Source organism: Streptomyces sp. NPDC008137 (assembly GCF_042957035.1).
Taxonomy (GTDB): Bacteria; Actinomycetota; Actinomycetes; order Streptomycetales; family Streptomycetaceae; genus Streptomyces.
This window is the reverse complement of sequence record NZ_JBIBHN010000001.1, coordinates 747,812-771,856: the sequence shown is the minus strand read 5'-3', so window position 1 is coordinate 771,856 and position 24,045 is coordinate 747,812. Positions and strand designations below refer to the sequence as shown.

27 protein-coding genes, 1 tRNA gene and 1 riboswitch are annotated in these 24,045 nt (G+C 70.0%); of the genes, 19 read left to right on the top strand and 9 right to left on the bottom strand.

Annotation, left to right across the window (positions count from 1 at the left end; genetic code table 11):
- Positions 1-89 precede the first annotated feature (89 nt).
- Together ACFZBT_RS03310 and ACFZBT_RS03305 are read right to left on the bottom strand one after the other, a co-directional pair.
- Positions 90-677 carry an isochorismatase family protein gene (locus ACFZBT_RS03310; protein ID WP_391097853.1) on the bottom strand — a complete coding sequence of 196 codons (588 nt, stop codon included), beginning with the start codon at positions 675-677 and terminating at the stop codon, positions 90-92.
- A 113-nt stretch (positions 678-790) separates the two neighbouring features.
- Complete coding sequence (locus ACFZBT_RS03305) at positions 791-2,137, bottom strand: nicotinate phosphoribosyltransferase (RefSeq protein ID WP_391097852.1); 1,347 nt, start codon at positions 2,135-2,137, stop codon at positions 791-793.
- 104 nt (positions 2,138-2,241) lie between these two features.
- Between ACFZBT_RS03305 and clpS the strand changes: the two genes are divergently transcribed.
- The 7 genes from clpS to ACFZBT_RS03270 all read left to right on the top strand — a co-directional run bounded on the left by clpS (position 2,242) and on the right by ACFZBT_RS03270 (position 7,117).
- Positions 2,242-2,550 carry an ATP-dependent Clp protease adapter ClpS gene (gene clpS, locus ACFZBT_RS03300; protein ID WP_184593217.1) on the top strand — a complete coding sequence of 103 codons (309 nt, stop codon included), beginning with the start codon at positions 2,242-2,244 and terminating at the stop codon, positions 2,548-2,550.
- 32 nt (positions 2,551-2,582) lie between these two features.
- Positions 2,583-3,191: a DUF2017 family protein gene (locus ACFZBT_RS03295; RefSeq protein ID WP_391097851.1), complete on the top strand. Its 609-nt coding sequence runs from the start codon at positions 2,583-2,585 to the stop codon at positions 3,189-3,191.
- Positions 3,192-3,577: 386 nt separating this feature from the next.
- Complete coding sequence (locus ACFZBT_RS03290; protein ID WP_391097850.1) at positions 3,578-5,002, top strand: amino acid permease; 1,425 nt, start codon at positions 3,578-3,580, stop codon at positions 5,000-5,002.
- A gap of 134 nt (positions 5,003-5,136) precedes the next feature.
- On the top strand, positions 5,137-5,559 hold the full coding sequence (locus ACFZBT_RS03285) for a Mov34/MPN/PAD-1 family protein (RefSeq protein ID WP_391097849.1): 423 nt from the start codon (positions 5,137-5,139) through the stop codon (positions 5,557-5,559).
- A 110-nt stretch (positions 5,560-5,669) separates the two neighbouring features.
- A complete protein-coding gene (locus tag ACFZBT_RS03280) occupies positions 5,670-5,765 on the top strand; it encodes a putative leader peptide (protein WP_391097848.1) in 96 nt (31 codons plus the stop codon).
- Positions 5,766-5,881: 116 nt separating this feature from the next.
- Positions 5,882-6,160, top strand: coding sequence for a MoaD/ThiS family protein (locus tag ACFZBT_RS03275; protein ID WP_184593209.1), 279 nt, complete (start codon positions 5,882-5,884; stop codon positions 6,158-6,160).
- Between the two features lie 6 nt (positions 6,161-6,166).
- Positions 6,167-7,117: a cysteine synthase gene (locus tag ACFZBT_RS03270; protein WP_391097847.1), complete on the top strand. Its 951-nt coding sequence runs from the start codon at positions 6,167-6,169 to the stop codon at positions 7,115-7,117.
- Between the two features lie 51 nt (positions 7,118-7,168).
- Here the strand turns inward: ACFZBT_RS03270 and ACFZBT_RS03265 are convergent, their stop codons facing one another.
- Positions 7,169-7,612 (bottom strand): type II toxin-antitoxin system PemK/MazF family toxin, encoded by a 444-nt coding sequence (locus ACFZBT_RS03265; RefSeq protein ID WP_391097846.1) that lies wholly within the window; start codon positions 7,610-7,612, stop codon positions 7,169-7,171.
- Positions 7,613-7,826: 214 nt separating this feature from the next.
- On the opposite strand from ACFZBT_RS03265, the gene ACFZBT_RS03260 reads away from it, so the two are divergent.
- Entirely contained in the window at positions 7,827-8,579 is a 753-nt protein-coding gene (locus tag ACFZBT_RS03260; RefSeq protein ID WP_391097845.1) for an MBL fold metallo-hydrolase, read from the top strand.
- Between the two features lie 64 nt (positions 8,580-8,643).
- Here ACFZBT_RS03260 and ACFZBT_RS03255 read toward each other — a convergent pair whose 3' ends face one another.
- Positions 8,644-9,906: a PTS transporter subunit EIIC gene (locus tag ACFZBT_RS03255; RefSeq protein ID WP_391097844.1), complete on the bottom strand. Its 1,263-nt coding sequence runs from the start codon at positions 9,904-9,906 to the stop codon at positions 8,644-8,646.
- A gap of 261 nt (positions 9,907-10,167) precedes the next feature.
- Between ACFZBT_RS03255 and ACFZBT_RS03250 the strand changes: the two genes are divergently transcribed.
- The 4 genes from ACFZBT_RS03250 (at position 10,168) to rdgB (ending at position 12,538) form a co-directional block, all read left to right on the top strand.
- Entirely contained in the window at positions 10,168-10,401 is a 234-nt protein-coding gene (locus ACFZBT_RS03250; RefSeq protein ID WP_189723936.1) for a glucose PTS transporter subunit EIIB, read from the top strand.
- A 102-nt stretch (positions 10,402-10,503) separates the two neighbouring features.
- Positions 10,504-11,241: a ribonuclease PH gene (rph, locus tag ACFZBT_RS03245; protein ID WP_391097843.1), complete on the top strand. Its 738-nt coding sequence runs from the start codon at positions 10,504-10,506 to the stop codon at positions 11,239-11,241.
- 142 nt (positions 11,242-11,383) lie between these two features.
- A complete protein-coding gene (locus tag ACFZBT_RS03240; protein ID WP_391097842.1) occupies positions 11,384-11,782 on the top strand; it encodes a hypothetical protein in 399 nt (132 codons plus the stop codon).
- A gap of 153 nt (positions 11,783-11,935) precedes the next feature.
- On the top strand, positions 11,936-12,538 hold the full coding sequence (gene rdgB / locus ACFZBT_RS03235) for an RdgB/HAM1 family non-canonical purine NTP pyrophosphatase (RefSeq protein ID WP_391097841.1): 603 nt from the start codon (positions 11,936-11,938) through the stop codon (positions 12,536-12,538).
- A gap of 46 nt (positions 12,539-12,584) precedes the next feature.
- On the opposite strand, the gene ACFZBT_RS03230 is transcribed toward rdgB, so the two are convergent.
- From ACFZBT_RS03230 to bcp, 3 genes are all read right to left on the bottom strand, one after another.
- A tRNA-Leu gene (locus ACFZBT_RS03230) sits at positions 12,585-12,668 on the bottom strand.
- Positions 12,669-12,722: 54 nt separating this feature from the next.
- A complete protein-coding gene (locus tag ACFZBT_RS03225) occupies positions 12,723-13,730 on the bottom strand; it encodes an HNH endonuclease signature motif containing protein (RefSeq protein ID WP_391097840.1) in 1,008 nt (335 codons plus the stop codon).
- Between the two features lie 144 nt (positions 13,731-13,874).
- Positions 13,875-14,342 (bottom strand): thioredoxin-dependent thiol peroxidase, encoded by a 468-nt coding sequence (gene bcp / locus ACFZBT_RS03220; protein ID WP_391097839.1) that lies wholly within the window; start codon positions 14,340-14,342, stop codon positions 13,875-13,877.
- 95 nt (positions 14,343-14,437) lie between these two features.
- On the opposite strand from bcp, the gene ACFZBT_RS03215 reads away from it, so the two are divergent.
- The 3 genes from ACFZBT_RS03215 to ACFZBT_RS03205 all read left to right on the top strand — a co-directional run bounded on the left by ACFZBT_RS03215 (position 14,438) and on the right by ACFZBT_RS03205 (position 15,646).
- Positions 14,438-14,767 (top strand): DUF3618 domain-containing protein, encoded by a 330-nt coding sequence (locus ACFZBT_RS03215; RefSeq protein ID WP_189723931.1) that lies wholly within the window; start codon positions 14,438-14,440, stop codon positions 14,765-14,767.
- Positions 14,768-14,811: 44 nt separating this feature from the next.
- Positions 14,812-15,168, top strand: coding sequence for a co-chaperone GroES (locus tag ACFZBT_RS03210; protein WP_094052261.1), 357 nt, complete (start codon positions 14,812-14,814; stop codon positions 15,166-15,168).
- A gap of 52 nt (positions 15,169-15,220) precedes the next feature.
- Positions 15,221-15,291: riboswitch (guanidine-III (ykkC-III) riboswitch) on the top strand.
- Positions 15,292-15,325: 34 nt separating this feature from the next.
- Positions 15,326-15,646, top strand: coding sequence for a multidrug efflux SMR transporter (locus ACFZBT_RS03205; RefSeq protein WP_184593181.1), 321 nt, complete (start codon positions 15,326-15,328; stop codon positions 15,644-15,646).
- Positions 15,647-15,652: 6 nt separating this feature from the next.
- On the opposite strand, the gene ACFZBT_RS03200 is transcribed toward ACFZBT_RS03205, so the two are convergent.
- Positions 15,653-18,022 (bottom strand): transglycosylase domain-containing protein, encoded by a 2,370-nt coding sequence (locus tag ACFZBT_RS03200; RefSeq protein WP_391097882.1) that lies wholly within the window; start codon positions 18,020-18,022, stop codon positions 15,653-15,655.
- A 1,226-nt stretch (positions 18,023-19,248) separates the two neighbouring features.
- Between ACFZBT_RS03200 and ACFZBT_RS03195 the strand changes: the two genes are divergently transcribed.
- The 4 genes from ACFZBT_RS03195 to ACFZBT_RS03180 all read left to right on the top strand — a co-directional run bounded on the left by ACFZBT_RS03195 (position 19,249) and on the right by ACFZBT_RS03180 (position 22,628).
- Complete coding sequence (locus ACFZBT_RS03195) at positions 19,249-20,049, top strand: ABC-2 family transporter protein (RefSeq protein WP_391097881.1); 801 nt, start codon at positions 19,249-19,251, stop codon at positions 20,047-20,049.
- A gap of 70 nt (positions 20,050-20,119) precedes the next feature.
- Entirely contained in the window at positions 20,120-20,884 is a 765-nt protein-coding gene (locus ACFZBT_RS03190) for an ABC-2 family transporter protein (RefSeq protein WP_391097880.1), read from the top strand.
- 1 nt (position 20,885) lies between these two features.
- Positions 20,886-21,908 carry an ATP-binding cassette domain-containing protein gene (locus tag ACFZBT_RS03185; protein ID WP_391097838.1) on the top strand — a complete coding sequence of 341 codons (1,023 nt, stop codon included), beginning with the start codon at positions 20,886-20,888 and terminating at the stop codon, positions 21,906-21,908.
- Between the two features lie 33 nt (positions 21,909-21,941).
- Complete coding sequence (locus ACFZBT_RS03180) at positions 21,942-22,628, top strand: DUF1707 domain-containing protein (RefSeq protein ID WP_391097837.1); 687 nt, start codon at positions 21,942-21,944, stop codon at positions 22,626-22,628.
- Positions 22,629-22,670: 42 nt separating this feature from the next.
- Here the strand turns inward: ACFZBT_RS03180 and ACFZBT_RS03175 are convergent, their stop codons facing one another.
- Positions 22,671-24,005 carry a GDSL-type esterase/lipase family protein gene (locus ACFZBT_RS03175; RefSeq protein WP_391097836.1) on the bottom strand — a complete coding sequence of 445 codons (1,335 nt, stop codon included), beginning with the start codon at positions 24,003-24,005 and terminating at the stop codon, positions 22,671-22,673.
- Positions 24,006-24,045: the final 40 nt, after the last annotated feature.

The following is a 24,045-nucleotide window of genomic DNA, read 5'->3' as shown; positions in this document are numbered from 1 at the left end:
GCCGAGCGTGGGGGAGTCGGCGACCGACGAGAACGCGGCAGATGTGCGTGCCAGGCCCCGCGTCTGCGGCGTGATCCAAACGACAGGCCCTAGACGACGGGCTTGCCGGAAAGCTCGACCCCGGCCTTGCGCATCTCCTCGACAGCTCGCTCCGTGGTCTGCTCGGCCACCCCCGCGGTCAGGTCGAGCAGCACCTGAGTACGGAAGCCCTCCCGTACGGCGTCCAGCGCGGTGGCCTTCACGCAGTGGTCCGTGGCGATGCCGACCACGTCCACCTCGGTCACCTCGCGGGAGCGGAGCCAGTCGGCCAGGCTCGTGCCGTTCTCGTCCGCTCCCTCGAAGCCGCTGTACGCAGCCGAGTACGCCCCCTTGTCGAACACGGCGTCGATCGAGCCGGAGGCGACCGCGGGGGCGAAGTTGGGGTGGAAGCCGACGCCCTCCGTGCCCGCGACGCAGTGCGCGGGCCAGGAGTGGGCGTAGTCCGGGTTCGTGGAGAAGTGGCCGCCGGGAGCGATGTGGTGGTCGCGGGTGGCCACGACGTGCTGGTAGCCGGCCCCGGCCGCCTGCCCGATCAGCTCCGTCACGGCGGCGGCGACATCGGCACCGCCGGACACCGCGAGGCTGCCTCCCTCGCAGAAGTCGTTCTGCACGTCTACGACGATCAAGGCGCGGCGCATGGTCGGTGTCCTTCGGCTATGAGGTCGGCAAGCCCGGCCGGTGAACTTCCGAGCCTATTGACAGAGGGGAGAGGGCGGGAGATGGACGGGTCGGCGCATCGCGGCACACCGCATTAGCTACCCGAGGCGCCGTGCACGTACTCCGTGGGAAGGACGGGCTCCCCGCGCGAGAGCTGCGTGGCCGACATCGGGAGCCCCGCGCGCGCCGCCGTGTGCCGCTCGCGCGCCGCGTCCAGGGGCTCGCGCGCCACCACCTCGCCGCCCTTGACCAGCTCCACCAGCAGCTGCCGGTCCGCGAGAGCGGCCGGTACCGGCCCGGTGCCGATCACCTCGGCCTCGGCCACCCCGTAGGCGTCCGGCCGCCGCGCGGCCCACTTGCGTCCGCCCACCGACGTCTTGCCCCCGGTCGACTTCTTCGCCACCGGCACCAGCGGTGCCTTCGGGTCGGTGGACTCGGCCCGCGCGACCAGCTTGTAGACCATCGAGGACGTCGGATGCCCGGAGCCGGTCACCAGCTGCGTACCGACGCCGTACGCGTCCACCGGCGCCGCCGCCAGCGAGGCGATCGCGTACTCGTCCAGGTCCGAGGTCACGACGATCTTCGTACCGGTCGCCCCCAGCTCGTCCAGCTGCTGCCGCACCCGGTGCGCCACCAGCAGCAGATCCCCGGAGTCGATCCGTACGGCCCCCAGGTCGGTGCCGGCGACCTCCACGGCCGTGCGGACCGCCTCGGCGACGTCGTACGTGTCGACGAGCAGGGTCGTGCCCCCGCCCAGCGTGTTCACCTGGGCCTGGAAGGCGTCCCGCTCGCTGTCGTGCAGCAGGGTGAAGGCGTGCGCGGAGGTGCCTACGGTCGGGATGCCGTAGCGGAACCCGGCGGCCAGGTCGGAGGTGGTCGCGAAGCCGCCGACGTACGCGGCCCGGGAGGCCGCCACCGCCGCCAGCTCGTGTGTGCGCCGGGCGCCCATCTCGATCAGCGGCCGGTCACCGGCCGCCGCCGACATCCGCGAGGCCGCCGCGGCGATCGCCGAGTCGTGGTTGAGGATGGAGAGGATCACCGTCTCCAGCAGCACGCACTCGGCGAAGGTGCCCTCGACGCGCATGATCGGCGAGCCGGGGAAGTACACCTCGCCCTCGGGGTAGCCCCAGATGTCCCCGCTGAAGCGGTAGCCGGCGAGCCATTCGAGGGTCTGCTCGTCCACGATCTCCCGCTCGCGCAGGAAGCCGAGGACGCCCGGGTCGAAGCGGAAGTTCTCCACCGCGTCCAGTACCCGCCCGGTGCCCGCCACGACGCCGTAGCGGCGCCCGTTCGGCAGTCGCCGGGTGAAGACCTCGAACACGCTCCGCCGCTCGGCGGTGCCCGCCTCGAGCGCGGCCCGCAGCATCGTCAGCTCGTACTGGTCCGTGAAGAGCGCCGTCGAGGGAACGTCCACCGGCAGCCCAAGGTCCGCTGTGTTCATGGCAGGATCGTACCCCCATTTCGTCAGTCTGACGATTTACATCAAGACTCCGTGCCCGCAAGCCCGTTTGTGCGACTACCCCCCTCGGGTGGCAGCATGGGCATGTGACGTCACCCGCACCCCTGGAGATCGAACGCACCGAGTCGGCGGAGGAGGTCTTCGCCGTCCCCGAGCCGGACCTCCCCTGGGTCACCATCGTCCACAACGACCCGGTCAACCTCATGAGCTATGTGACGTACGTCTTCCAGACGTATTTCGGCTACTCCAAGGACAAGGCCACCAAGCTCATGATGGACGTCCACCACAAGGGCCGGGCGGTCGTCTCCAGCGGCAGCCGCGAGGAGATGGAGCGCGACGTGCAGGCCATGCACGGCTACGGCCTGTGGGCCACTCTCCAGCAGGACCGCAAGTAGCCAGCAGCCCGCCCAGCAGCGAAAAGGCGTTCATGCCCGGAACCTTCGAACCGCTTCCCGGCGGCGGCGCGGCCGTCGCCCTCGACGACGTCGAGATCTCCATCATCCGGTCGCTGGCCGTCCAGCTCCTGGAGCTCATCGGCCCCGGCCCCGCCGAGGACGCCCCCGACGACCCGCTCGCCGAGCTGTTCGCCGAGGGCCCGAGCGAACCGCCCTCCGACCCGGTGCTCAAGCGGCTCTTCCCGGACGCCTACAGCGACCCCGAGCAGCCCGCCTCGCCCCGCGACGCCGAGGAGCAGCGGGCGTACTCCGCGGAGTTCCGCCGTTACACGGAGAACGACCTGCGGGCCGGCAAGCGCGACAGCGCCCTCGCGGTGATCCGCTCCCTGGACGCGCTCTCCTCGGCCGCGGCCGGTGAGGGCGGGGCCGTGCTGAAGCTGTCGCCGGAGGAGTCCCAGCGGTGGCTGGGCGCGCTGAACGATCTGCGGCTCGCGATCGGCTCGCGGCTGGAAATCACCGACGAGGAGGACAGCGACCTCCTCTACCGCCTTCCGGACGAGGACCCGCGCAAGCCGATGGTGATGGCCTATCTCTGGCTGGGCGGACTCCAGGAGACGCTGGTCGGAACGCTGATGCCTTGATCGGTGAACGTTAATGCCCTGATCAGTGCAGGTCTTGTGCCCCACGGGTGACCGATCGGTGTTCGCTCAGAGGACACTCAAATCCGGATAACGATCGCGTTACCACGCCCGCCTTCTATGCCGTCTTCGGCGGCGCTTTGTCCGGTTCTCCCTGTGCGGTGCGTCACAAATCAGCCATGTGATCAATGTTGCGGCCGTGATAAATCTTCACGACCGCCCGGCCGACACCACCCGAATGTCCGGCCGGGTGCGCCACCGAGCCGACAACCGTCGGCCAGGCACGAGCGGCCTTCCGAGGCCGGCTCAGCTCCATCATTCCGGGGGGATCGAGACCCGATCCGAGGCCGACGCAGGCCCGGGTCGGCATGGAGAAAGGCGCACCACACATGACCTCTGCGCAGGTCGACACGGAAAACGTCCCCGAAGAGGGCTACGAGCGCGGACTCGGCAGTCGCCAGGTCCAGATGATCGCCATCGGCGGCGCCATCGGCGTCGGCCTGTTCATGGGCGCCGGGGCGAACATCGCCAAGGCGGGCCCCAGCATCATCCTCATGTACGCCCTCGCGGGCGTCGTCATCTTCTTCATCATGCGGGCCCTGGGCGAACTGCTCCTCTACCGGCCCGTCTCCGGCTCCTTCGCCGAGTACGCCCGCGAGTTCCTCGGCCCGTTCTTCGGGTTCGTCACGGGCTGGACGTACTGGCTCATGTGGGTGGTCACCGGCATGGCCGAGCTCACGGCCGCCGCGATCTACATCCACTTCTGGTTCCCGGAGATCCCGCAGTGGGTCAGCGCCCTGGCGTTCCTCGTGGTGCTCTTCGGCGTCAACCTGATCTCCGTCAAGATCTTCGGCGAGGTCGAGTTCTGGTTCTCGATGATCAAGGTCACGGCCATCATCGGCATGATCGTCATCGGCCTCGGCGTGCTCACCCTCGGCTTCTCCGACGCCGGTGACACCGCCACCGTCTCCAACCTCTGGTCGCACGACGGCTTCTTCCCGAACGGCATCGGCTCCAGCCTGATGACGCTCCAGGGCGTCATGTTCGCCTACCTCGCCGTCGAGCTCGTCGGCGTCACCGCGGGCGAGTCCGAGAACCCCGAGAAGACCCTGCCCAAGGCCATCAACACCCTGCCCTGGCGCATCATCGTCTTCTACGTCGGCGCGCTGCTGGTGATCCTCTCCGTGGTCAAGTGGACCGAGTTCTCCGAAGGTGAGAGCCCCTTCGTCCACGCGTTCGGCGAGATCGGCATCCCGCTCGCCGCGGGCATCGTCAACTTCGTGGTGCTCACCGCGGCCCTGTCGTCCTGCAACTCCGGCATGTACTCCACCGGCCGCATGCTGCGCGACCTGGCCGCCAACAGCGAGGCCCCGCAGGCCTTCGGCAAGCTCAACGCCCGCAAGACGCCCGCCGTCGGCATCACGGTCTCCGTCGCGCTCATGGGCATCGGCGTCGTCCTGAACTACGTCGTCCCGGAGAAGGCGTTCCTCTACGTCACCTCCGTCGCCACCGCGGCCGGCATCTGGACCTGGATGATGATCCTCGTCAGCCACATCCGCTACCGCGCAGCGGTTGACGCGGGCCGGCTGCGCGCCTCGTCCTTCCCCGCCCCCGGCGGAGCGCTCTTCAGCTGGGTCGCGCTCCTCTTCCTCATCGGCGTGACCTTCATGATCGCGTACGACAAGGACGCGCGGATCTGCCTGTACGTCGCGGCCGGCTGGGCCGTCGCCCTCGGCGTCGGCTGGGCGGTCCTCAAGAGCCGCAACCCGCAGATCGCCGAACGCCGCGACCCGGAGTTCGAGAAGGTCGGCTGACCAACCCGCCAGGACGCCCAGCCCCAGGGAGTACTCGTGGCACTCCCTGCGGCTGCCGCTCAGGGCGTCCGGCATATGGGCCGTTCCGTACCATCCCTCGGTACGGAACGGCCCTTCTGCTTATCCTGACCAGCATGCTGACCATCACCCAGGCCCTCGTCGACCAGATCGTCGCCCACGCGCGCAAGGACCACCCCGACGAGGCGTGCGGCGTGATCGCGGGCCCCGAGGGCTCGGACCGCCCCGAGCGCTTCATCCCGATGCTGAACGCGGCCATGTCGCCCACGTTCTACGAGTTCGACTCCGGCGATCTGCTCAAGCTCTACCGCGAGATGGACGACCGCGACGAGGAGCCGGTGGTCATCTACCACTCCCACACCGCGACCGAGGCCTACCCCTCCCGCACCGACATCTCCTACGCGAACGAGCCCGGCGCCCACTACGTCCTCGTCTCCACCGCCGACACCGACGGGGCCGGTGAGTTCCAGTTCCGCTCGTTCCGTATCGTCGAGGGCGAGGTCACGGAGGAAGAGGTCCAGGTCGTCGAGGCGTACTGAGCAGGCCTGAAGCAAGCCCTGAGCAGCGCGGTCTCACTCCCCGGCCCGGAACCGTCCGCGATGTGGGATCACATTCCAGTACCCGGACCGGGAATCGATACGATGACCCCATGGTTTTCGATGACGTGAGCGACAAGACGCCGGGCGAGCTGCTCGTGGCGCGGCTGCACGTCGACCTGTGCAGGCTCGCCAGCGCCATCTGTTGACGCGGGACCCTGCCGCCGTACGGCCGTGAGCCGCGGCGCCGCACCCACGCACCACCCCGCCGTTCCTGCGCTGCCGCGCGCCCCGACCGACTACTCCCGACAGGAGCCCTGAAGCCATGGCCATCGAGGTCCGCATCCCGACCATCCTCCGCACGTACACCGACGGTCAGAAGGCGGTGGAGGCCAGCGGTGACACCCTCGCCGAGCTGTTCACCGACCTCGAGACCCGGCACGCCGGCATCCAGGCCCGCATCGTCGACGGCGACCAGCTGCGCCGCTTCGTCAACGTGTACCTGAACGACGAGGACGTCCGCTTCCTCGACGGCATCAACACCAAGCTGTCGGACGGCGACAACGTCACGATCCTGCCGGCCGTCGCCGGCGGCATGGTCTGATCACCCATGCGCTACGACTCACCCCTGGCCGCGGTAGGCAACACCCCCCTGGTGCGCCTGCCGCGGCTGTCGCCGTCCCCCGACGTCCGCATCTGGGCGAAGCTGGAGGACCGCAACCCCACCGGCTCGGTCAAGGACCGCCCGGCCCTGCACATGATCGAGCAGGCGGAGAAGGACGGCCGCCTGACCCCGGGCTGCACCATCCTGGAGCCCACCTCGGGCAACACCGGCATCTCGCTGGCCATGGCGGCGAAGCTCAAGGGCTACCGCATCGTCTGCGTGATGCCGGAGAACACCTCCCAGGAGCGCCGCGACCTGCTGGCGATGTGGGGCGCCGAGATCATCTCCTCCCCGGCCGCGGGCGGCTCCAACACCGCCGTGCGCGTCGCCAAGGAACTCTCCGCCGAGCACCCCGACTGGGTGATGCTCTACCAGTACGGCAACCCGGACAACGCGGGCGCCCACTATGCGACGACGGGCCCGGAGATCCTTGCCGACCTGCCCTCCGTCACCCACTTCGTGGCGGGCCTCGGCACCACGGGCACGCTCATGGGCGTGGGCCGCTTCCTGCGCCAGCACAAGCCGGACATCCAGATCGTCGCCGCCGAACCGCGCTACGACGACCTGGTCTACGGCCTGCGCAACCTCGACGAGGGCTTCGTACCCGAGCTGTACGACGCCTCCGTCCTCACCAGCCGCTTCTCGGTCGGCTCGGCCGACGCGGTCACCCGTACCCGGGAGTTGCTCCAGCAGGAGGGCATCTTCGCCGGCGTCTCGACGGGCGCCGCGCTGCACGCCGCGCTCGGCATGGGCAAGAAGGCCGTGAAGGCCGGTGAGCAGGCCGACATCGTCTTCGTCGTCGCCGACGGCGGCTGGAAGTACCTGTCGACGGGCGTCTACACGGCGGCCACGACGGAAGAGGCCATCGAGACCCTCCAGGGCCAGCTCTGGGCGTAGCGCACACCGACAGGAAGGGCTGGAGCCATCGCGCTCCAGCCTTCTTGCGTCTCACCCCGCCAGATACCGCACCCGGTCCCACAACGCCGGGTCCACCACCCCGACCCGGCGCCGGAAGCCCCACACCGGGACCTCCCGCAGCTCGTCCGTCTCCAGGAAGCTCGCGCGGCCCCTGGCGTCGCCGACCGAACCCGGCGGCAGCGGGATGACCCCGCCCCGCTCGTGCCGGAACCGTGTGGTGATCTTCGCGACGGTCGCCCGCTCCCCGCGCACCGCCAGCACCAGACACGGCCGGTCCTTCGTCCGTGCCGCGTCCTCGTAGGGCACGTCGGCCCACCAGATCTCCGCCGGCTGCGGCAGCCCCGCCACCGCCGTGGACGGTGCCACCCGCCTGCCCCGCCGAGCCGACGAGCGGCGCCCCCAGCCGTCGACGAGCGTGGCGACGAGCGCGAGCAGTACCACCGCGGCGAGCGCCAGCCACCAGGACGTGTCCATACTGAGACGTTACCGGCGCCATCCCTCCCGCGCGCCCTCCCTCACAAGGTTCACGCCCCGCCCTGCCGCCCGAACCGGTGACACCACAGGTGAGTTCGCCCACAACAGCCCTTGGCGGAGGAGCTACCGGAGGTTTTGCGCCTTACGCTCGACAAACCGCACGACCCCCTACGCCCCTTACACAGACTTTCCCGCCAGCGGAGGTTTCTGCTTCATGAAGCTCACCGTCGTCGGCTGCTCGGGGTCGTTCCCGTCCGCGGAATCGGCCTGCTCGAGCTACCTCGTCGAGGCCGACGGCTTCCGGCTGCTTCTCGACATGGGCAACGGTGCCCTGGGCGAGCTGCAGCGCCACTGCGGTCTCTACGACCTCGACGCGATCTTCCTCAGTCATCTGCACGCCGACCACTGCATCGACATGTGCGCGTACTTCGTCGCGCGCTACTACCGCCACGAGGGCGGCCGCTGCGACCCGCTCCCGGTCTACGGACCCGAGGGCACCGAACACCGGCTGACCACCGCCTACGCGGACACCCCCTCCGCCTCCTCCATGAGCGAGGTCTTCGACTTCCACACGGTCAAGCCGTCCACCCTCGAGATCGGCCCCTTCACGGTGCACACCGAGCGGGTGGCCCACCCTGTGGAGGCGTACGGCATCCGCATCGAACACGACGGCAAGGTGCTGACGTACTCCGGGGACACGGGCATCAGCCCCGCCCTGGACGAACTCGCCCGGGACGCCGACCTGTTCCTGTGCGAGGCCGCGTTCACGCACGGCAAGGAGAACATCCCCGACCTGCACCTCAACGGCCGCGAGGCGGGCGAGACGGCCGCCCGGGCAGGCGCCCGGCACCTGGTCCTCACCCACATCCCGCCGTGGACGGACCCCCAGGTCAACGTCGCCGACGCCCGCGAGGTGTACGACGGACCGGTGGACCTCGCGGCACCGAGGCAGACGTACGAGATCTGAAGACCCAGGCACGACAAAGCCCCGGAACCGAAGCGGTTCCGGGGCCTTCACGTGTACGGGTCGGCTACTTCGCCTCCGCCTTCTGCAGCTCGGCGATTTCCTCGTCGGACTCACGGCCCGGCGTCGGCAGGTTGAACTTGGTGATCGCGAAGCGGAAGACCACGTAGTAGACCGCCGCGAAGCACAGACCCACCAGGGCCAGGCCCCACGGGTTGGTCGCGATGCCCAGGTTCAGACCGAAGTCGATCGCGCCGGCCGAGAACCCGAAGCCGTCCTTCATGCCGAGCGCCCAGGTCAGCGCCATCGAGACACCCGTGAGCACGGCGTGGATCGCGTACAGCACCGGCGCGATGAACATGAACGTGAACTCGATCGGCTCGGTGACACCGGTGACGAACGAGGTCAGGGCGAGCGAGAACATCATGCCGCCGACGACCTTGCGGCGCTCCGGCCGGGCGCAGTGCACGATCGCCAGGCAGGCGGCCGGAAGGGCGAACATCATGATCGGGAAGAAGCCGGTCATGAACTGCCCGGCGGTCGGGTCACCGGCCAGGAAGCGCGCGATGTCGCCGCTCTTGCCCTCGTAGGAGCCGGCCTGGAGCCAGGGGAAGGAGTTCAGCAGGTGGTGCATGCCCACCGGGATCAGCGCACGGTTGGCGACACCGAAGATGCCCGCGCCGACGGCTCCGGAGCCCACCAGCCACTCACCGAAGTTGTGCAGCGCCGTGCCGAGGACCGGCCAGATGTAACCGAAGACGATGCCGATGACCAGGCCCGCGAAGGCGGACAGGATCGGAACCAGGCGCCGCCCGCCGAAGAAGCCCGCCCAGTCCGGCAGCTTGGTGCGGTAGAAGCGCTGGTAGAGCAGGGCGACCACGAGACCCATCACCACACCGCCGAGCACCTTGGCGTCGGCCGGGGCGTCCACCATCACGGCTTTGTCGTCGACCTTCGCCGCCACCTGCGGCAGGGTCGGGTCGGTGAACGTGGCCAGGACGCCTTTGAAGACCAGGTAGCCGACGACGGCGGCCAGCGCGGTCGAGCCGTCCGACTTCTTCGCGAAGCCGATCGCGATGCCCACGGCGAACAGCAGCGGCATGTTGTCGAGGATCGCGTTGCCGCCCGCGGTCATGAAGCTCGCGATCCGGGTGATGAACCCGGGGAACGACTCCCGCCCCAGCATGTCGGTGTTGCCGAGGCGGACCAGGAGGGCGGCGGCCGGCAGCACGGCGACGGGCAGCATGAGGCTGCGGCCGATACGCTGCAGGACCGCCATCACCGCAGCGCCCTTCTTCGGGCTCGCGGGCGCGGCTGTGTCTGTGGACATGAACTTCCTCCATGGGGCACGGCGCCGCCCAGGAAGAGTTCGACGGGGGACGGCGGCGTCTCAAAGGGGAGCGCGGTCTCCGCCGCGCGACCTCCACCGGTGAGTGGTGTAGACCAGTTGTAGCACGGTAGGCCGAACGAGTGGAACCCGCCAATTCCGCCCGTTCCGACGATCACGCCCCGGTGCTTTGTCGGCAGGCGGAGTTGTGGTGTAGACAACTGGACTACCGCGACCAAGCGGTTCGGATCAGGGAGAACAGAGATGGCCAGCAAGGCTGAGAAGATCGTCGCCGGGCTCGGCGGCATCGACAACATCGAAGAGGTCGAGGGCTGCATCACCCGCCTGCGGACCGAGGTCGTGGACCCCGCCAAGGTCGACGAGGCCGCCCTGAAGGCCGCCGGCGCCCACGGCGTCGTCAAGATGGGCACCGCCATCCAGGTCGTCATCGGCACCGACGCCGACCCCATCGCCGCGGAGATCGAAGACCTGATGTGAAGAGCGGGGGTCATCCCCGGCTTCACCCCCTGACGTCACCCGCGAAGGCCCTTCCCGACCGCGGGAAGGGCCCCTTCCGCGGGTACGGCTAGGCTCAGCGGCATGTCTCGAATCGACGGCCGCACCCCCCAGCAGCTCCGCCCGATCACCATCGAACGTGGCTGGAGCAAGCACGCCGAAGGATCCGTCCTCGTCTCCTTCGGCGACACCAAGGTCTTCTGCACCGCCTCCGTCACCGAAGGCGTCCCCCGCTGGCGCAAGGGCAGCGGCGAAGGCTGGGTCACCGCCGAATACTCCATGCTGCCCCGCTCCACCAACACCCGCGGCGACCGCGAGTCCGTCAGGGGCCGCATCGGCGGCCGCACCCACGAGATCTCCCGCCTCATCGGCCGCTCGCTGCGCGCCGTCATCGACTACAAGGCACTCGGCGAGAACACCATCGTCCTCGACTGCGACGTCCTCCAGGCCGACGGCGGCACCCGTACGGCGGCCATCACCGGCGCCTACGTCGCCCTGGCCGACGCCATCGCCTGGGCCCAGCGCAAGAAGCTCATCAAGGCCGGCCGCCAGCCCCTGACCGGCACGGTCTCCGCGGTCTCCGTCGGCATCGTCGGCGGCGTCCCCCTCCTCGACCTCTGCTACGAGGAGGACGTCAAGGCCGACACCGACATGAACGTCGTCTGCACCGGCGACGGCCGCTTCGTCGAGGTCCAGGGCACCGCCGAGGCCGAGCCCTTCGCCCGTGACGAACTCAACGCACTGCTCGACCTCGCCGTAGCCGGCTGCACGGAACTCGCCGCCCACCAGCGCACCGCGCTTGATACCGTCCTCGAAAAGTAAAGGGCGCACCAAGGCAGATGCTCGGCGCGGGCAACCGCGCCGAGCATGCTCGCGTCTGAAGAGGTACGGGCGCACGGCTCATCCCTGTGCGCTCGGCCAGCCACACGGGCCGACGGGCCCGACCGACGAGAGGGACCGTTCCATGGCCGCGAGCCGCCGACGCCGCACCGCAGCCGTCGCCGCCACCCTGGCGGCCGTCGCGCTGACCGCCGGACTCACCACCGGCTGCGCCGCCGTCGACAAGGCGCTGGACTGCGTCCAGACCGCCGACGCCATCGCCGACAGCGTCACGGAACTCCAGCAGGCCGTGGACAACGCGGCGGGCGACCCGACGCGGATCGACGAGTCCCTCGACTCCATCGACAAGAACCTCGGCGAGATCGGCGACAAGACCGACAACACCGACGTCGACAAGGCCGTGGACGACCTCAACAAGGCCGTCGACAACGTCCGTACGTCGGTCAAGAACGGCGACGAGACCCCCGACATCAGCCCGGTCACGGACGCGGCGGGCGAACTGACCAAGGTCTGCACGCCGTGACGCTGCGCTAGCCGGGCCGGGCTTCTCGTCTGCCGAGTTCTGTCCGGTGGTCGTCCGCAGGTTGTCGGTGGCTTGTCGCGCAGTTCCCCGCGCCCCTCATCGGGCTGCGCCCTCTGTCAGGGGCGCGGCCTGGCCCGGGCAATACTGGGGGCCATGACCCGCCTGATCCTCGCCACCCGTAACGCCGGAAAGATCACCGAACTCCGCGCGATCCTCGCCGAAGCCGGCCTGCCGCACGAACTCGTCGGCGCCGACGCCTACCCGGACATCCCCGACGTCAAGGAAACGGGCGTCACGTTCGCCGAGAACGCTCTGCTCAAGGCCCACGCCCTGGCCCAGGCGACGGGCCTCCCCGCGGTCGCCGACGACTCGGGGCTCTGCGTCGACGTACTGAACGGCGCCCCCGGCATCTTCTCCGCCCGCTGGTCGGGCCGGCACGGCGACGACAAGGCCAACCTGGACCTGCTCCTCGCCCAGCTGTCGGACATCGCCGACGACCACCGCGCCGCCCACTTCGCCTGCGCGGCGGCGCTGGCGTTGCCCGACGGCACGGAGCGGGTGGTCGAAGGCCGGCTGCGCGGCGCCCTACGCCACGCGCCGTCCGGCTCGGGCGGCTTCGGCTACGACCCGATCCTCCAGCCGGAGGGGGAGACCCGGACCTGCGCGGAACTGACTCCCGAGGAAAAGAACGCGATCAGCCATCGCGGGCAGGCGTTTCGGGCGTTGGTACCGGTGGTGCGGGAGCTGTTGGGCTGAGACACGTGAGAGGGGCCGCCCGGTCAGGGTGGCCCCTCTGTGAGCGTGCGGCCGGTGGGATTCGAACCCACACGGGTGTGAACCCACTGGGATCTAAACCCAGCATGACTGCCAATTCCATCACGGCCGCTCAAAAACGGTCATCGCGCTCGACCGGCAGCGTTCAGTGTACGGGTAGAGCACGTTACGCGACGAGAGGTGCCCTCGCCTTCTGGCGACACCACGTCTCCGTCAACGCGTGACAGTTGGGGCAGAGATACCGCAGATTCTCCTCGCGGTTGTCGCGCCAGTCGCCGTTGATGTGGTCGATCTGCAACGTGATCGGCTGGCCCAGCCACACGCCCTCGTTGCCGCAGGTCTCACATGCGTATGGCACCCCGATCTCGACCAGGGCGCGGTGTAGCTGAGATCTGTTGGTCCGTCCCGCATCCGAAGGCAGGACGATCAGCACTCGGTGAGCGATCGGCTCGGGGGCCGGGCGCTCCGAATGCGCCCACGTCCTGCGCTTGAAGTGGCTTGTGTCGAGGCCGAGCCGGGATACCGCGCGCCGAACGCGTCGGTGATTCGTGTCGCCCACCTCCAAGCCGAGGCCGCGCATCACGTCGGCGTAGCTTGTGGAGCGTTTCACGAGTTCACGGAGTCTGTTCTCGGGGATCGATACACGGCGGTGGGAGAAGTGTCCGGTATCGATGCCCTGCCCCCGCAGCATGCGGCCCAAGGCCGCTCGCGAACGGCTGTCGTCCGGTACGCCCAGGGCGCGAGCCACGCCCCGCACGCTGGTCGCTGTTGCCGCTGCTGCCTTCAGCTCTTCAGTGGTGAAGGGAAGATCCAAGTCGGGCCTGTTGATGCCAGGGAAGTGGCTGATGTCGATACCCGCCGCGTGAATGCGGCGACGGATGTGCGACAGGGTGCCGGTGGCCGGGGCGGCGCCCAGTTTCAGCGCTACTTCGCGCAGCGAGGACGACGACGCGGCGGCTTCTGCGATGGCCGAGTCCGGATACTTGCGCCACGGGCTGCGTTTGGCGAAGTGACTCGTGTCGAGCTCGCGCTCCGCCACCTTCTCTTGCAGAACACGCCGTTGTCCTCCGCTTGCTCTGAGACCGAGCCGCCGCATCAGATCGGTCCAGTTGCGGGCCTCGGCTACGGCTGACGTCAGTCGTTCCTTGCCATATGGGCTCGGTGTGTTCCTCATGTCTCTCGCCCTCCCTTGACGGCCACACGTTCGCGACCTCGCACGGAGTAACGAACCGCTAATCGGACAGTCACGCCCGAAAAGCGGAGCGGCTCGTACCGGAGTTCTACCGGTACGAGCCGCTCGCAGGAGAAGGCGCGGGTCTCAGATCCCCAGATCCTTGATGATCTTGGCCACGTGGCCCGTCGCGCGGACGTTGTACAGAGCCCGCTCGACCTTGCCCTCCTCGTCCACGACGATCGTGGAGCGGATGACGCCCATGTAGGTCTTGCCGTAGTTCTTCTTCTCGCCGAAGGCGGCGTAGGACTCCAGGACCTTCTTGTCCGGGTCGGCCAGCAGGGTGACCTTGAGGGACTCCTTGTCGCGGAACTTGGCCAGCTTCTCCGGCTGGTCGGGGGAGATGCCGATGACGTCGTAGCCCGCGCCCGTCAGCAGCTCCAGGTTGTCCGTGAAGTCGCAGGCCTGCTTGGTGCAGCCGGGGGTGAGGGCGGCCGGGTAGAAGTACACGATGACCTTGCGGCCCTTGTGGTCCGACAGGGACACCTCGGTGCCGTCGGCGTCGGGGAGGGTGAAGGCGGGGGCCACGTCCCCCGGCTGGAGTCGCTCGCTCATCGGACCAGGGTAACCGGGGGTCGGGACAGTGCTATGAGCCGTGGAGCTGACAGACTGTCCGGCACAGGCTTCATACCGACTTCGGAGGCGACACGGTGGCGGACACGGCGGACACCAGGACCCCGGCGCAGATCGAGGCGGACATCAGGCGCCGCCGCGAGACCCTGGCCGAGACCCTCGACGAGATCGGGGTGCGGGTGCACCCCAAGACGATCGTCGGGGACGCCAAGGCCAGGGTGGCGTCCAATATCGATCACACCCTCGGGCGGGCATACGTGGGGGTCAACCGGGCCGTCACCGATGTGCGGGCCCGGTTCGTGGGCGAGGACGGGGCGCCGCGCCTGGAGCGGGTCGTGCCGGTCGCCCTCGTGGTGGTCGGTGTGGTCGGACTGCTCGCCCTCGGCACGCGGCGGCGCAAGGGCTGACCCGACTGCGTACGTATCGGGGGAAGACAGGTAGGTTTCAAGGCGTGAGCGCCAACAGGAACGAGCACAGCACCCATCCGGACAAGCTGCCCATCCGGATGCTGCACGACCGCGTACTCGTGCGGCAGGACACCAGCGAGGGCGAGCGGCGTTCGGGCGGCGGCATCCTGATTCCCGCCACGGCGGCGGTCGGCCGGCGGCTGGCCTGGGCGGAGGTCGTCGCGGTGGGGCAGAACGTGCGGACGGTGGAGCCGGGCGACCGGGTTCTGTTCGACCCGGAGGACCGCGCCGAGGTCGAGGTGCGGGGCATCGCGTACGTGCTCATGCGCGAGCGTGATCTGCACGCCGTGGCCGCGGACCGGTTCGAGGGGTCCGAGGACTCGACGGGCCTCTACCTGTAATCCGGACACAGCACGAGGAAAGGGCCGGTGACCGTTGTCACCGGCCCTTCGTCATGGCCTTTGCTACGTTGGAGGGACCCGACGAGACGCGCCGTACCGGGACCAAGGCAAAGACGACGCACCCACACCGTCAGCCTGTCTCCCGGAGGTGCCCGTCATGGCCTGGGTTCTGCTCGTCGTCGCCGGTCTGCTCGAAGTCGGGTGGTCGATCGGTATGAAGTACACCGACGGCTTCACCCGCCCGCTCCCCAGCGTTCTCACCGGCGCCGGAATCGTCGTCAGCATGCTGCTGCTGTCCCAGGCCGCCAAGACCCTGCCCATCGGTACCGCCTACGGCGTGTGGGTGGGGATCGGTGCGGCCGGGGCGGCGGTGGTCGGTATGGCCGTGCTGGGGGAGCCCGCCACTGCCGCCCGGATCTTCTTCGTGTGCCTGCTGCTGGTCGCCGTGGTGGGACTGAAGGCGACCTCGGGTCACTGAGCTGATCTATTCGCGGCGCGCGCCCTGTGGGGCGAAGCCCCAGCCGGGACCGGTGGGAACGCCGCCCCCGCCGCCGTCGGCCGTGCCGCCGCCTTCCGTGGTGCCGCCGTCGGCCGTGCCGCCGGCGCCCTCCGTCGTGCCGCCGTCGGCGGTTCCGCCGTCCGCGGTGCCGCCGCTGGTCGGGGATTCGCCTCCCGTGCTGCCGTCGGTGACACCGCCGTCGGTCTGGCTCTCGGGCGCGCTCGGGGTCTGGCTGGGTGACTGGGTGCCGGTGTCCCCGCCGGTGGTCGTGCCGCCCTCGTCGGCGGTTTCGCCCGTGGTCGGGTCGACGGGGGTCTCGGGGCTGGGGGCCTCGGTGACGTCGGAGCCCGGCTGGAGCCTGAGGTCGAAGTCGGTGACCGGCTTGTCCTTGAGGGCGTCCTGGGTGAACTGGGTCCAGATCTCGGTGGGCGCCCCGCCGCCGTTGATGCGGGGCAGGCCCATCGCGCCGTACAGCGACTTGTGCGCGGCGGTGACCGGGTCCTGGCCCATGACGGAGACGACGGTGGCGAGCTCGGGGGTGTAGCCGGCGAACCAGGCCGCCGTGTCCTCCTCGGCGGTGCCGGTCTTGCCGGCGACGGGGCGGCCCGCGGCCTGGGCGGCGGAGGCCGTGCCGTTCTGGACGACGCTCTGCAGCATGGAGGTGGTGGTGTCGGCGGCCTCGCGGCTCACGGCCTGCCGGGTGCGCCGCTCGGGCAGCTCGATGGGCGTGCCCTCCTTCATGACCTTGTCGACCATCGTGTAGGTGCCGTGCCGGCCGTGGTTGGCGAGCGTGGCGTACGCCTCCGCCATGTCGAGGACGCTGGCGGTGGCCGTGCCGAGCGCGATGGCGGGGCCGTCGGCGAGGTCCGGGGTGGTCTCGGGGACGCCCAGGTCGATCGCGGTCTGCTTGACCTTCTGGGGGCCGACGTCGGCGGCCATCTGCGCGTACACCGAGTTCACGGAGCTGTCGGTGGCCTCGGTGACGGTGATGGGGCCGTAGGAGTGCTGGTCCTCGTTCTCGGGGGCGTAGGGGTCGCCGGCCCAGCCCTGGACCGTTCGCTTGTTGGTGCCGTCGTAGATCGTGTTCGGGGTGATCACACGGCCGTCCTGGGTCCGCGAGGCGTTCTCGACGGCCGAGGTGAACACGAAGGGCTTGAAGGTGGAGCCGACCTGGAAGTCCCTGCGGGTGGCGTTGGGGGTGTACTGCTTGACGTAGTCGACGCCGTTGTACATCGCGACGACCTTGCCGGTCTTCGGGTCGACGGCGGCGCCGCCCGCGCGTACGTACCTGTCGACCTTGTTGTTCTTCGTGTCCAGCTTGGACATCAGCTTGTCGTCGACGGCCTTCACGAAGGCGTCCTGCTTGCCCTTCTGCAGGGTCGTGGTGATGCGGTAGCCGCCGGCGTCGAGCTTGTTCTCCTCGATGATGTCGTTCTGGGTGAGGTAGTCCTTGACGGTCCGCACGATGTAGCCGCGCTGTCCGGACATGCCGGTGGACAGGGTGGACTCCTTCGGCATGGGGAACTTCATGCCGGCCCGCTTCGACTCGCTGAGCCAGCCCTTCTTGACCATGCCGTCCAGGACGTAGTTCCAGCGGGACTCGGCGGCCTTGCGGTTCTCGGGGTGGGCGACGACGTCGTACTGGCTGGGGGCGTTGACGAGCGCGGCGAGGTAGGCGGCGCGGGCCGGGTCGAGGTCGGTGGCGTTCATGCCGTAGTAGGCCTGGGCGGCGGCCTGGATGCCGTAGGCGTTGCGGCCGAAGTAGCTGGTGTTGAGGTAGCCCTCGAGGATGTGGTCCTTGCTCTGCTCGCGGTCCAGCTTGATGGAGATGAAGAACTCCTTGGCCTTGCGCGTGACGGTCTGTTCCTGGCGCAGGTAGTAGTTCTTCACGTACTGCTGGGTGATCGTGGAGCCGGACTGCTTGCCCTTGCCGAGGGCGGTGTTCCAGGCGGCGCGGACCATGGCTTTGGGGTCGACGGCGGACTCGGTGTAGAAGTCGCGGTCCTCGGCGGCCAGGATCGCGTGCTGGGCGTCCTTGGAGATCTGCGCGAGGGTGACGTTCTCCCGGTTGATCTCGCCGTCGCGGGCGATGACCGAGCCGTCCGCGTAGAGGTAGACGTTGGCCTGCTTGGTGGCGAGCGCGTTGGCCGGCGGGATCTGGACCAGCGAGTAGCCCAGGAAGAAGCCGCCGATCAGCAGCAGGACGACGATGATGAAGCCGCTGAGCGTCATGCGCCAGGTCGGGATCACCCGGCGCCAGCCGGTCCGCTTCCGCTTCCCGCCGGACTTGGCCTGCGCCCCGCCGCCCGCCCCGTCGCCCGCTCCTCCGCCGCCCGGGTCGCTGACCGCCGGCAGCCGCGCCGTACCCGGGCCGTCTTCGGCCTGGGCGTTCGGCGCGCCCTGGGCGCTGTCCGTCCGTGCCTGAGCCGCGCCCGGGACACCGCCCGTCCGGCCCCGTGCCGCGCCCGCGGCGCCGACGGCCCGGATCTGTACGGTGCCCGGGTCGGTGTCGGCCCCGGGGCTGGGGGACGGGCTGGGGGCGCCCGGCTTGCCGTCCGCCTTGCCCGGTGGTGTGCCCTGGGGGGCGCCTGTGCGGGCCTGTGCCGCGCCTGCGGCGCCGACGGCGCGGATCTGTACGGTGCCTGGGTCGTTGTCGGCCTGGGGGCGTGTCGTGCCCCGGTCGGGGCGGTGCGAGCCCCGGTCGTCGTCCGCCTTGGCTCGTGGCGCGCCTTGGGCGGAGTCCGTCCGGCCCTGTGCCGTGCCCCGGCCCTCGTCCTTCCGGGCCTGTGCCGCGCCGGGGGCGCCGACGGCCCGGATCTGTACGGTGCCCGGGTCGCTGTCGGCCTGAGGGTTAGGGGTGCCCGGCTTGCCGTCGGCCTTGGCCGGTGGTGTGCCCTGGGCGCCGTCCCTCTTCGCCCGCGGTGTGCCTTGGGCGTCATCCCCCTTCGCCCGCGGTGTGCCCTGGGCGTCGTCCCCCTCGGCCCGTGCGCGGCCCGGTTCGCCGGTCCCCTCGGCCCCGGCCGGGCCCGGCTCGCCGTCCGTCCGGGGGCGTGCCGTGCCCGGGGCGTCGCCCGCACGGTCCCGTGGCGTGCCCTGGGCGCTGTCCGGCTGCGGCTCTCTCGGTGCCCGCCCCGGTGTCGGCTGCTGCGGCTGAGGCTCGTCACTCATGTCGTGCACGGACTCCTGTTTCGCGTCGTACGTCGTTCCCGTACGTCTCTGCTCGCTCTTGCGCCCCTGTGATGAAGACTGTCCCATCCGGCGATCAGTTCCCCGATCGAGGCCCGTGTCGCAAGCCGTGTGGCGAGGCGGGCGGCGGGCGGGCGGGCGAACACAGGCGTACGCGAAGTGAACCGCGCTGTTCTGCGCGCCTGTTCGAAGGCCACGGGCGCCTCTGCCCACGCGGACGGAACGGATCGTACCGTCTGGGCCCGTGCCGACTGGAACGTCACGCCCCACGCGGCGGCTGGGCGCAGACCGGCGCCTGATCGCACCTCCTCGGGGTCGAAAACCCGTGGCCCGCCTGATCCCCGGCCCACTAGGCTCCTGCGCTTCGGTGTCCGGAGGCGAGGAGGGCCGTGGATGTGGGCTCGGGACGGTTGTACGCGGCCGTCGCGGCGGGCGGCTTCAGACGGTACGCGACGTATCGGGCGGCCACGGTGGCCGGGGTGTTCACCAATACGGTCTTCGGCGTCATCCTCGTCTACACGTATCTGGCGCTGTGGGACGAGAAACCGCATCTCGGAGGGTACGACCAGGCCCAGGCCGTGACCTATGTGTGGCTGGGGCAGTGCCTCTACGCGACCCTGGCGATCCAGGGCGGTGGCGCCGAGAAGGACCTGATGCAGCGCATCCGCACCGGTGAGATCGCCGTCGACCTGTACCGGCCGGCCGATCTCCAGCTGTGGTGGCTGGCCGGCGACGTGGGGCGGGCGCTGTTCCAGATGCTGGGGCGGGGTGTGATCCCGTTCGCGTTCGGGGCGGTCTTCTTCCCCATGGCCCTGCCGACGTCGGTCACCCCCTGGCTGGCCTTCGGGGTCACGCTCCTGCTGGCGACGCTGGTCAGCTTCGCGCTCCGCTATCTGGCGGCCCTGAGCGTGTTCTGGCTGATGGACGGCATGGGCGTCAACCAGGTCCTGATGGTCACGGGCATCTTCTTCTCGGGCATGGTGCTGCCGCTGAACGCCTTCCCCGGGGCGCTCGGCGAGGTCGTGCGGGTGCTGCCGTGGGCGGCGCAGATCCAGATGCCGGCGGATGTGCTGATGGGGGAGACCGACCCGCTGCGGGCGTTCGCCTTCCAGGCGGCGTGGGCGGTGGCGCTGCTGGCGGCCGGACGGCTGCTTCAGTCGGCCGCGACGCGGCGGGTGGTGGTGCAGGGTGGCTGAGCGCAGTGCCGAGGCGGCCGAGCGCGGTGCCCTGGCCGAGGGGCTGCGGGCCTATCGGCTGATCGCCGGGATGTGGATCCGGTCCAGCATGACCTACCGCACCTCCTTCGTCGTCACGGTGTTCGGCAACCTCACGGTGACGGGCCTGGACTTCGTGGGCATCCTGCTGATGTTCTCGCAGGTCGACTCGCTGGGCGGCTGGTCACTGCCCGAGGTCGCCTTTCTGTACGGGCTGTCGGTGACGGCGTTCGGGATCGCCGACCTGCTGCTCGGTTCGATGGACGTCCTGGGCTCCCGGATCCGCGACGGCTCGTTCGACACGCTGCTGGTGCGTCCCGCGCCGGTGCTCGCCCAGGTCGGTGCCGACCTCTTCGCGCTGCGCCGCCTGGGCCGGATCACCCAGGGCGCCGTGGTGCTGGGCTGGGCGCTGGTCTCGGTGGACGTCGACTGGAGTGCGACGAAGGTGCTGCTGGTGCCGGTGATGGTGATCAGCGGCGCGGCGATCTTCTCGGCGGTGTTCGTGGCGGGGGCGGCCTTCCAGATCTTCGCGCAGGACGCCGCCGAGGTGCAGAACGCCTTCACGTACGGCGGGACCACGCTGCTGCAGTATCCGCCGAGCGTGTTCGGGAAGGACCTGGTGCGCGGCGTGACCTTCATGCTGCCGCTCGCCTTCGTCAACTGGGTCCCGGCCGCCCATGTGCTGGGGCGGCCGTACCCCATCGGCCTGCCGCCCTGGGCGGCGTTCGCCTCGCCCCTGGTGGCGGTGGCCTGCTGCCTGCTGGCGGGGGCGGCGTGGCGGGCTGGGCTTCGTTCCTACCGGAGTACAGGGAGTTGAGGTGACCGAGGTGGACAGCGACGGTTCGGACAGCGCCTTCATCGAACTCGACGGTGTCGAGAAGGTCTTCGACGTACGCAAGAAGACCGGCTTCATGAAGCGGGAGCGGCGGCAGGTCCGGGCCGTCGACTCGATCTCCTTCCGGGTGGAACGCGGCGAGATGGTCGGCTACATCGGCCCGAACGGCGCCGGGAAGTCGACCACGATCAAGATGCTGACCGGCATCCTCACCCCGAGCGCCGGCCGGCTGCGGGTCGCGGGCATCGACCCGTCCCGCGAACGCACCCGGCTCGCGCACCGCATCGGTGTGGTGTTCGGGCAGCGCACCACGCTGTGGTGGGACCTGCCGCTGGTCGACTCCTACCGGCTGATGCACCGCATGTACCGCATCCCGGACGCCCGGTACCGCGAGAACCTCGACCGCCTGGTCGAACTCCTCGGCCTGGCCCACCTGCTGGACGTGCCGGTGCGTCAGCTCTCCCTCGGCCAGCGGATGCGCGGCGACATCGCGGCGGCGCTGCTGCACGACCCGGAGGTGCTGTACCTCGACGAGCCGACCATCGGGCTCGACGTGGTCTCCAAGTCCAAGGTGCGGGAGTTCCTGCGGGAGATGAACGCCGAGCGAGGCACGACGGTGCTGCTGACCACGCACGACCTTCAGGACATCGAGCAGTTGTGCAAGCGCGTGATGGTCATCGACCACGGACGCATGATGTACGACGGTCCGCTCGCCGGGCTGCACGAGGCGGGGGAGAGCGAGCGGACGCTGGTCGTGGACTTCGAACGGGAACTGCCCCCGATCGACGCCCCGGCACCCGCCCGGGTCGTCCGGGTGGACGGTCCGCGGCAGTGGCTGGCGTTCCCGGCGGCGGAGTCGGCGGCGCCGCTGGTGGCGCGGATCGCGGCGGAGTACCCGTTGGTCGACCTGTCGGTGCGGGAGCCGGACATCGAGGCGGTGATCGCCAAGATGCTGCACTCGTTGGGGGACACCCCCAAACCCCCGCCGGAGCGTGCGACCGCATAGTGCCCGGGACCGGTAACTCGTAGGCTGCTGTACATGACCGACGACGCAGTCCCGGACCTTCGCGCCTCCGACGCCGACCGTGAACGGGTCGCCGAAGTCCTGCGGGACGCCCTCGCGGAGGGACGTCTCGACATGGCGGAGTTCGAGGAGCGGCTGGACGCGACATACCAGGCGCGGACGTACGGGGAACTGGTGCCCATCACCCGGGACCTGCCGGGCGCGGGCGTCGCGGTGCCCGCCGTGTCGCTGAGCAAGGACCCGGCGACGGGCGCGGACTGGCCCGGGCGGGTCGTCGGCGGCGAGGGGTCCTCGACGTGGGCCGTCGCCGTGATGTCCGGCTTCCAGCGCAAGGGGCACTGGACGATGCCTCGGCGCTTCACCTGCCTGGCCTTCTGGGGCGGCGGGGAGATCGACCTGCGCGAGGCGAACTTCGCGGACCGCGAGGTCGAGATCAACGCGATCGCGATCATGGGCGGGGTCGATGTCATCGTGCCGCCCGGCGTCGAGGTCGTGGTGCGCGGCATCGGGATCATGGGCGGTTTCGACCACCAGGAGGACGGCGTGCCCGGGGAGCCGGGGGCGCCGCGCGTGATCGTGACCGGGTTCGCCTTCTGGGGCGGCGTCGGGGTCCAGCGGAAGGTGACGCGGGCGGAGAGGCAGCGGCTCAAGGAGGAGCGGCGGCGGGAGAAGCTGGAGCGGCGGAGCAACGGCGAGTACTGAGCGTCGTCGGCCAGTACTCGCTGTTGGCGCCGGGGCGGGGCCCTACAGCTCGGCCGGGGCGGACCCCTTCAGGGTCTCCAGGTCGAACTCCTCGGCCATCCGCGCGTACCCCTTGTCGCTGGGGTGCAGATGATCGCCCGAGTCGTAGTCGGCGCGCAGCCGGCGCGGGTCGTAGGGGTCGCGCAGCGCCTTGTCGAAGTCGGCCACCGCGTCGTAGACCCGGCCCGCCCGGATCTCGGCGTTGATCTGCTGGCGGACCGACTCCCGCGGGTCCGTGTAGCCGCGGTGCCCGTAGAACGGCATCAGGGTCGCGCCGACGACCTTCATGCCGCGCGCGTGGGCCTGACCCACCATCGTGCGCAGCCCGGCGAGGATCGCGTTCGGGTCGGCCAGCCGCGGGTTGCGGAGGATGTCGTTGACGCCGAGGTCGATGACGACGACCTTGGCGTTCGTGCGCTCCAGCACGTCCCGGCCGAAGCGGTTGAGCCCGCTGGGGTTGTCGGCCGGGCGGCCCAGCCCGTCCGTGAGGACCCGGTTGCCGCTGATGCCCTGGTTGACGACGCTGTAGCGGGGCAGGTCCCGCCCGGCGGCGATCTCCGCGCGTAGCCGCTCGGACAGCACGTCGGTCCACCGCCTGTTGGCGCCCGCGGTGGAGGTGATGCCGTCGGTGAGGGAGTCGCCGAGGACGACGACCGTGCCGTCGGACTCGTTGCTCAGCACGTCCAGCGCGGTCAGGTAGCGCCAGGAGTCGCTCTGCTCGGTGTACGGCGTGCCCGTCGTGTCCTGTGCCTGGTTGCCCTGGGCGACGTAGGAGGTCTGGCGGGCGTGGCGGTGGTACGTCACCGGGCCGGAGCTGGTCGGTGTGTACGTGGTGATCAGGACGTCGGCGTCGGGCGGGACGACGACGCGCACGACGTCGCTCATCACCTGCCGGCCGGGCGGGATGACCACCGCGGGGCCGCCGTTGAAGGTCAGCTGCCGCATGGTGTCCGAGAGCGCGGCGGGCGTACCCGCGGCGGCCGCCACGGCGATCGAGGCCTGCGTGATGCTCAGCGGCGACTGGCCGTAGAGATTGGACAGCGTCACGCGGGCACTCGTACCTCCGACGCTGGTGTGGACGACGTTGCGCACCGAACGGTCCGCCATGCCGGCCGTCTCGGTGCCGGGTTCGGCTCCCGACGGTGAGGTGGACCAGGTGCCGACCCAGGTGCCGGTCGAGGCGGGGGCGGCGGGATTGTTCGGCAGACGGCCGTCTGCCCGGGTGTTCCGGGTCTGCGTGCCGTCGTCGGTCGCCACTCCGACATATATGGCGGCGGAAAGGGCCACAACCGCTGCGACGATCGCCGCGAGCAGGGCGTAACCACGACCCCGGGTCATGCTGTTCAGTTCTCCTCCAGCGATGGGAGCCCAAGGCTCC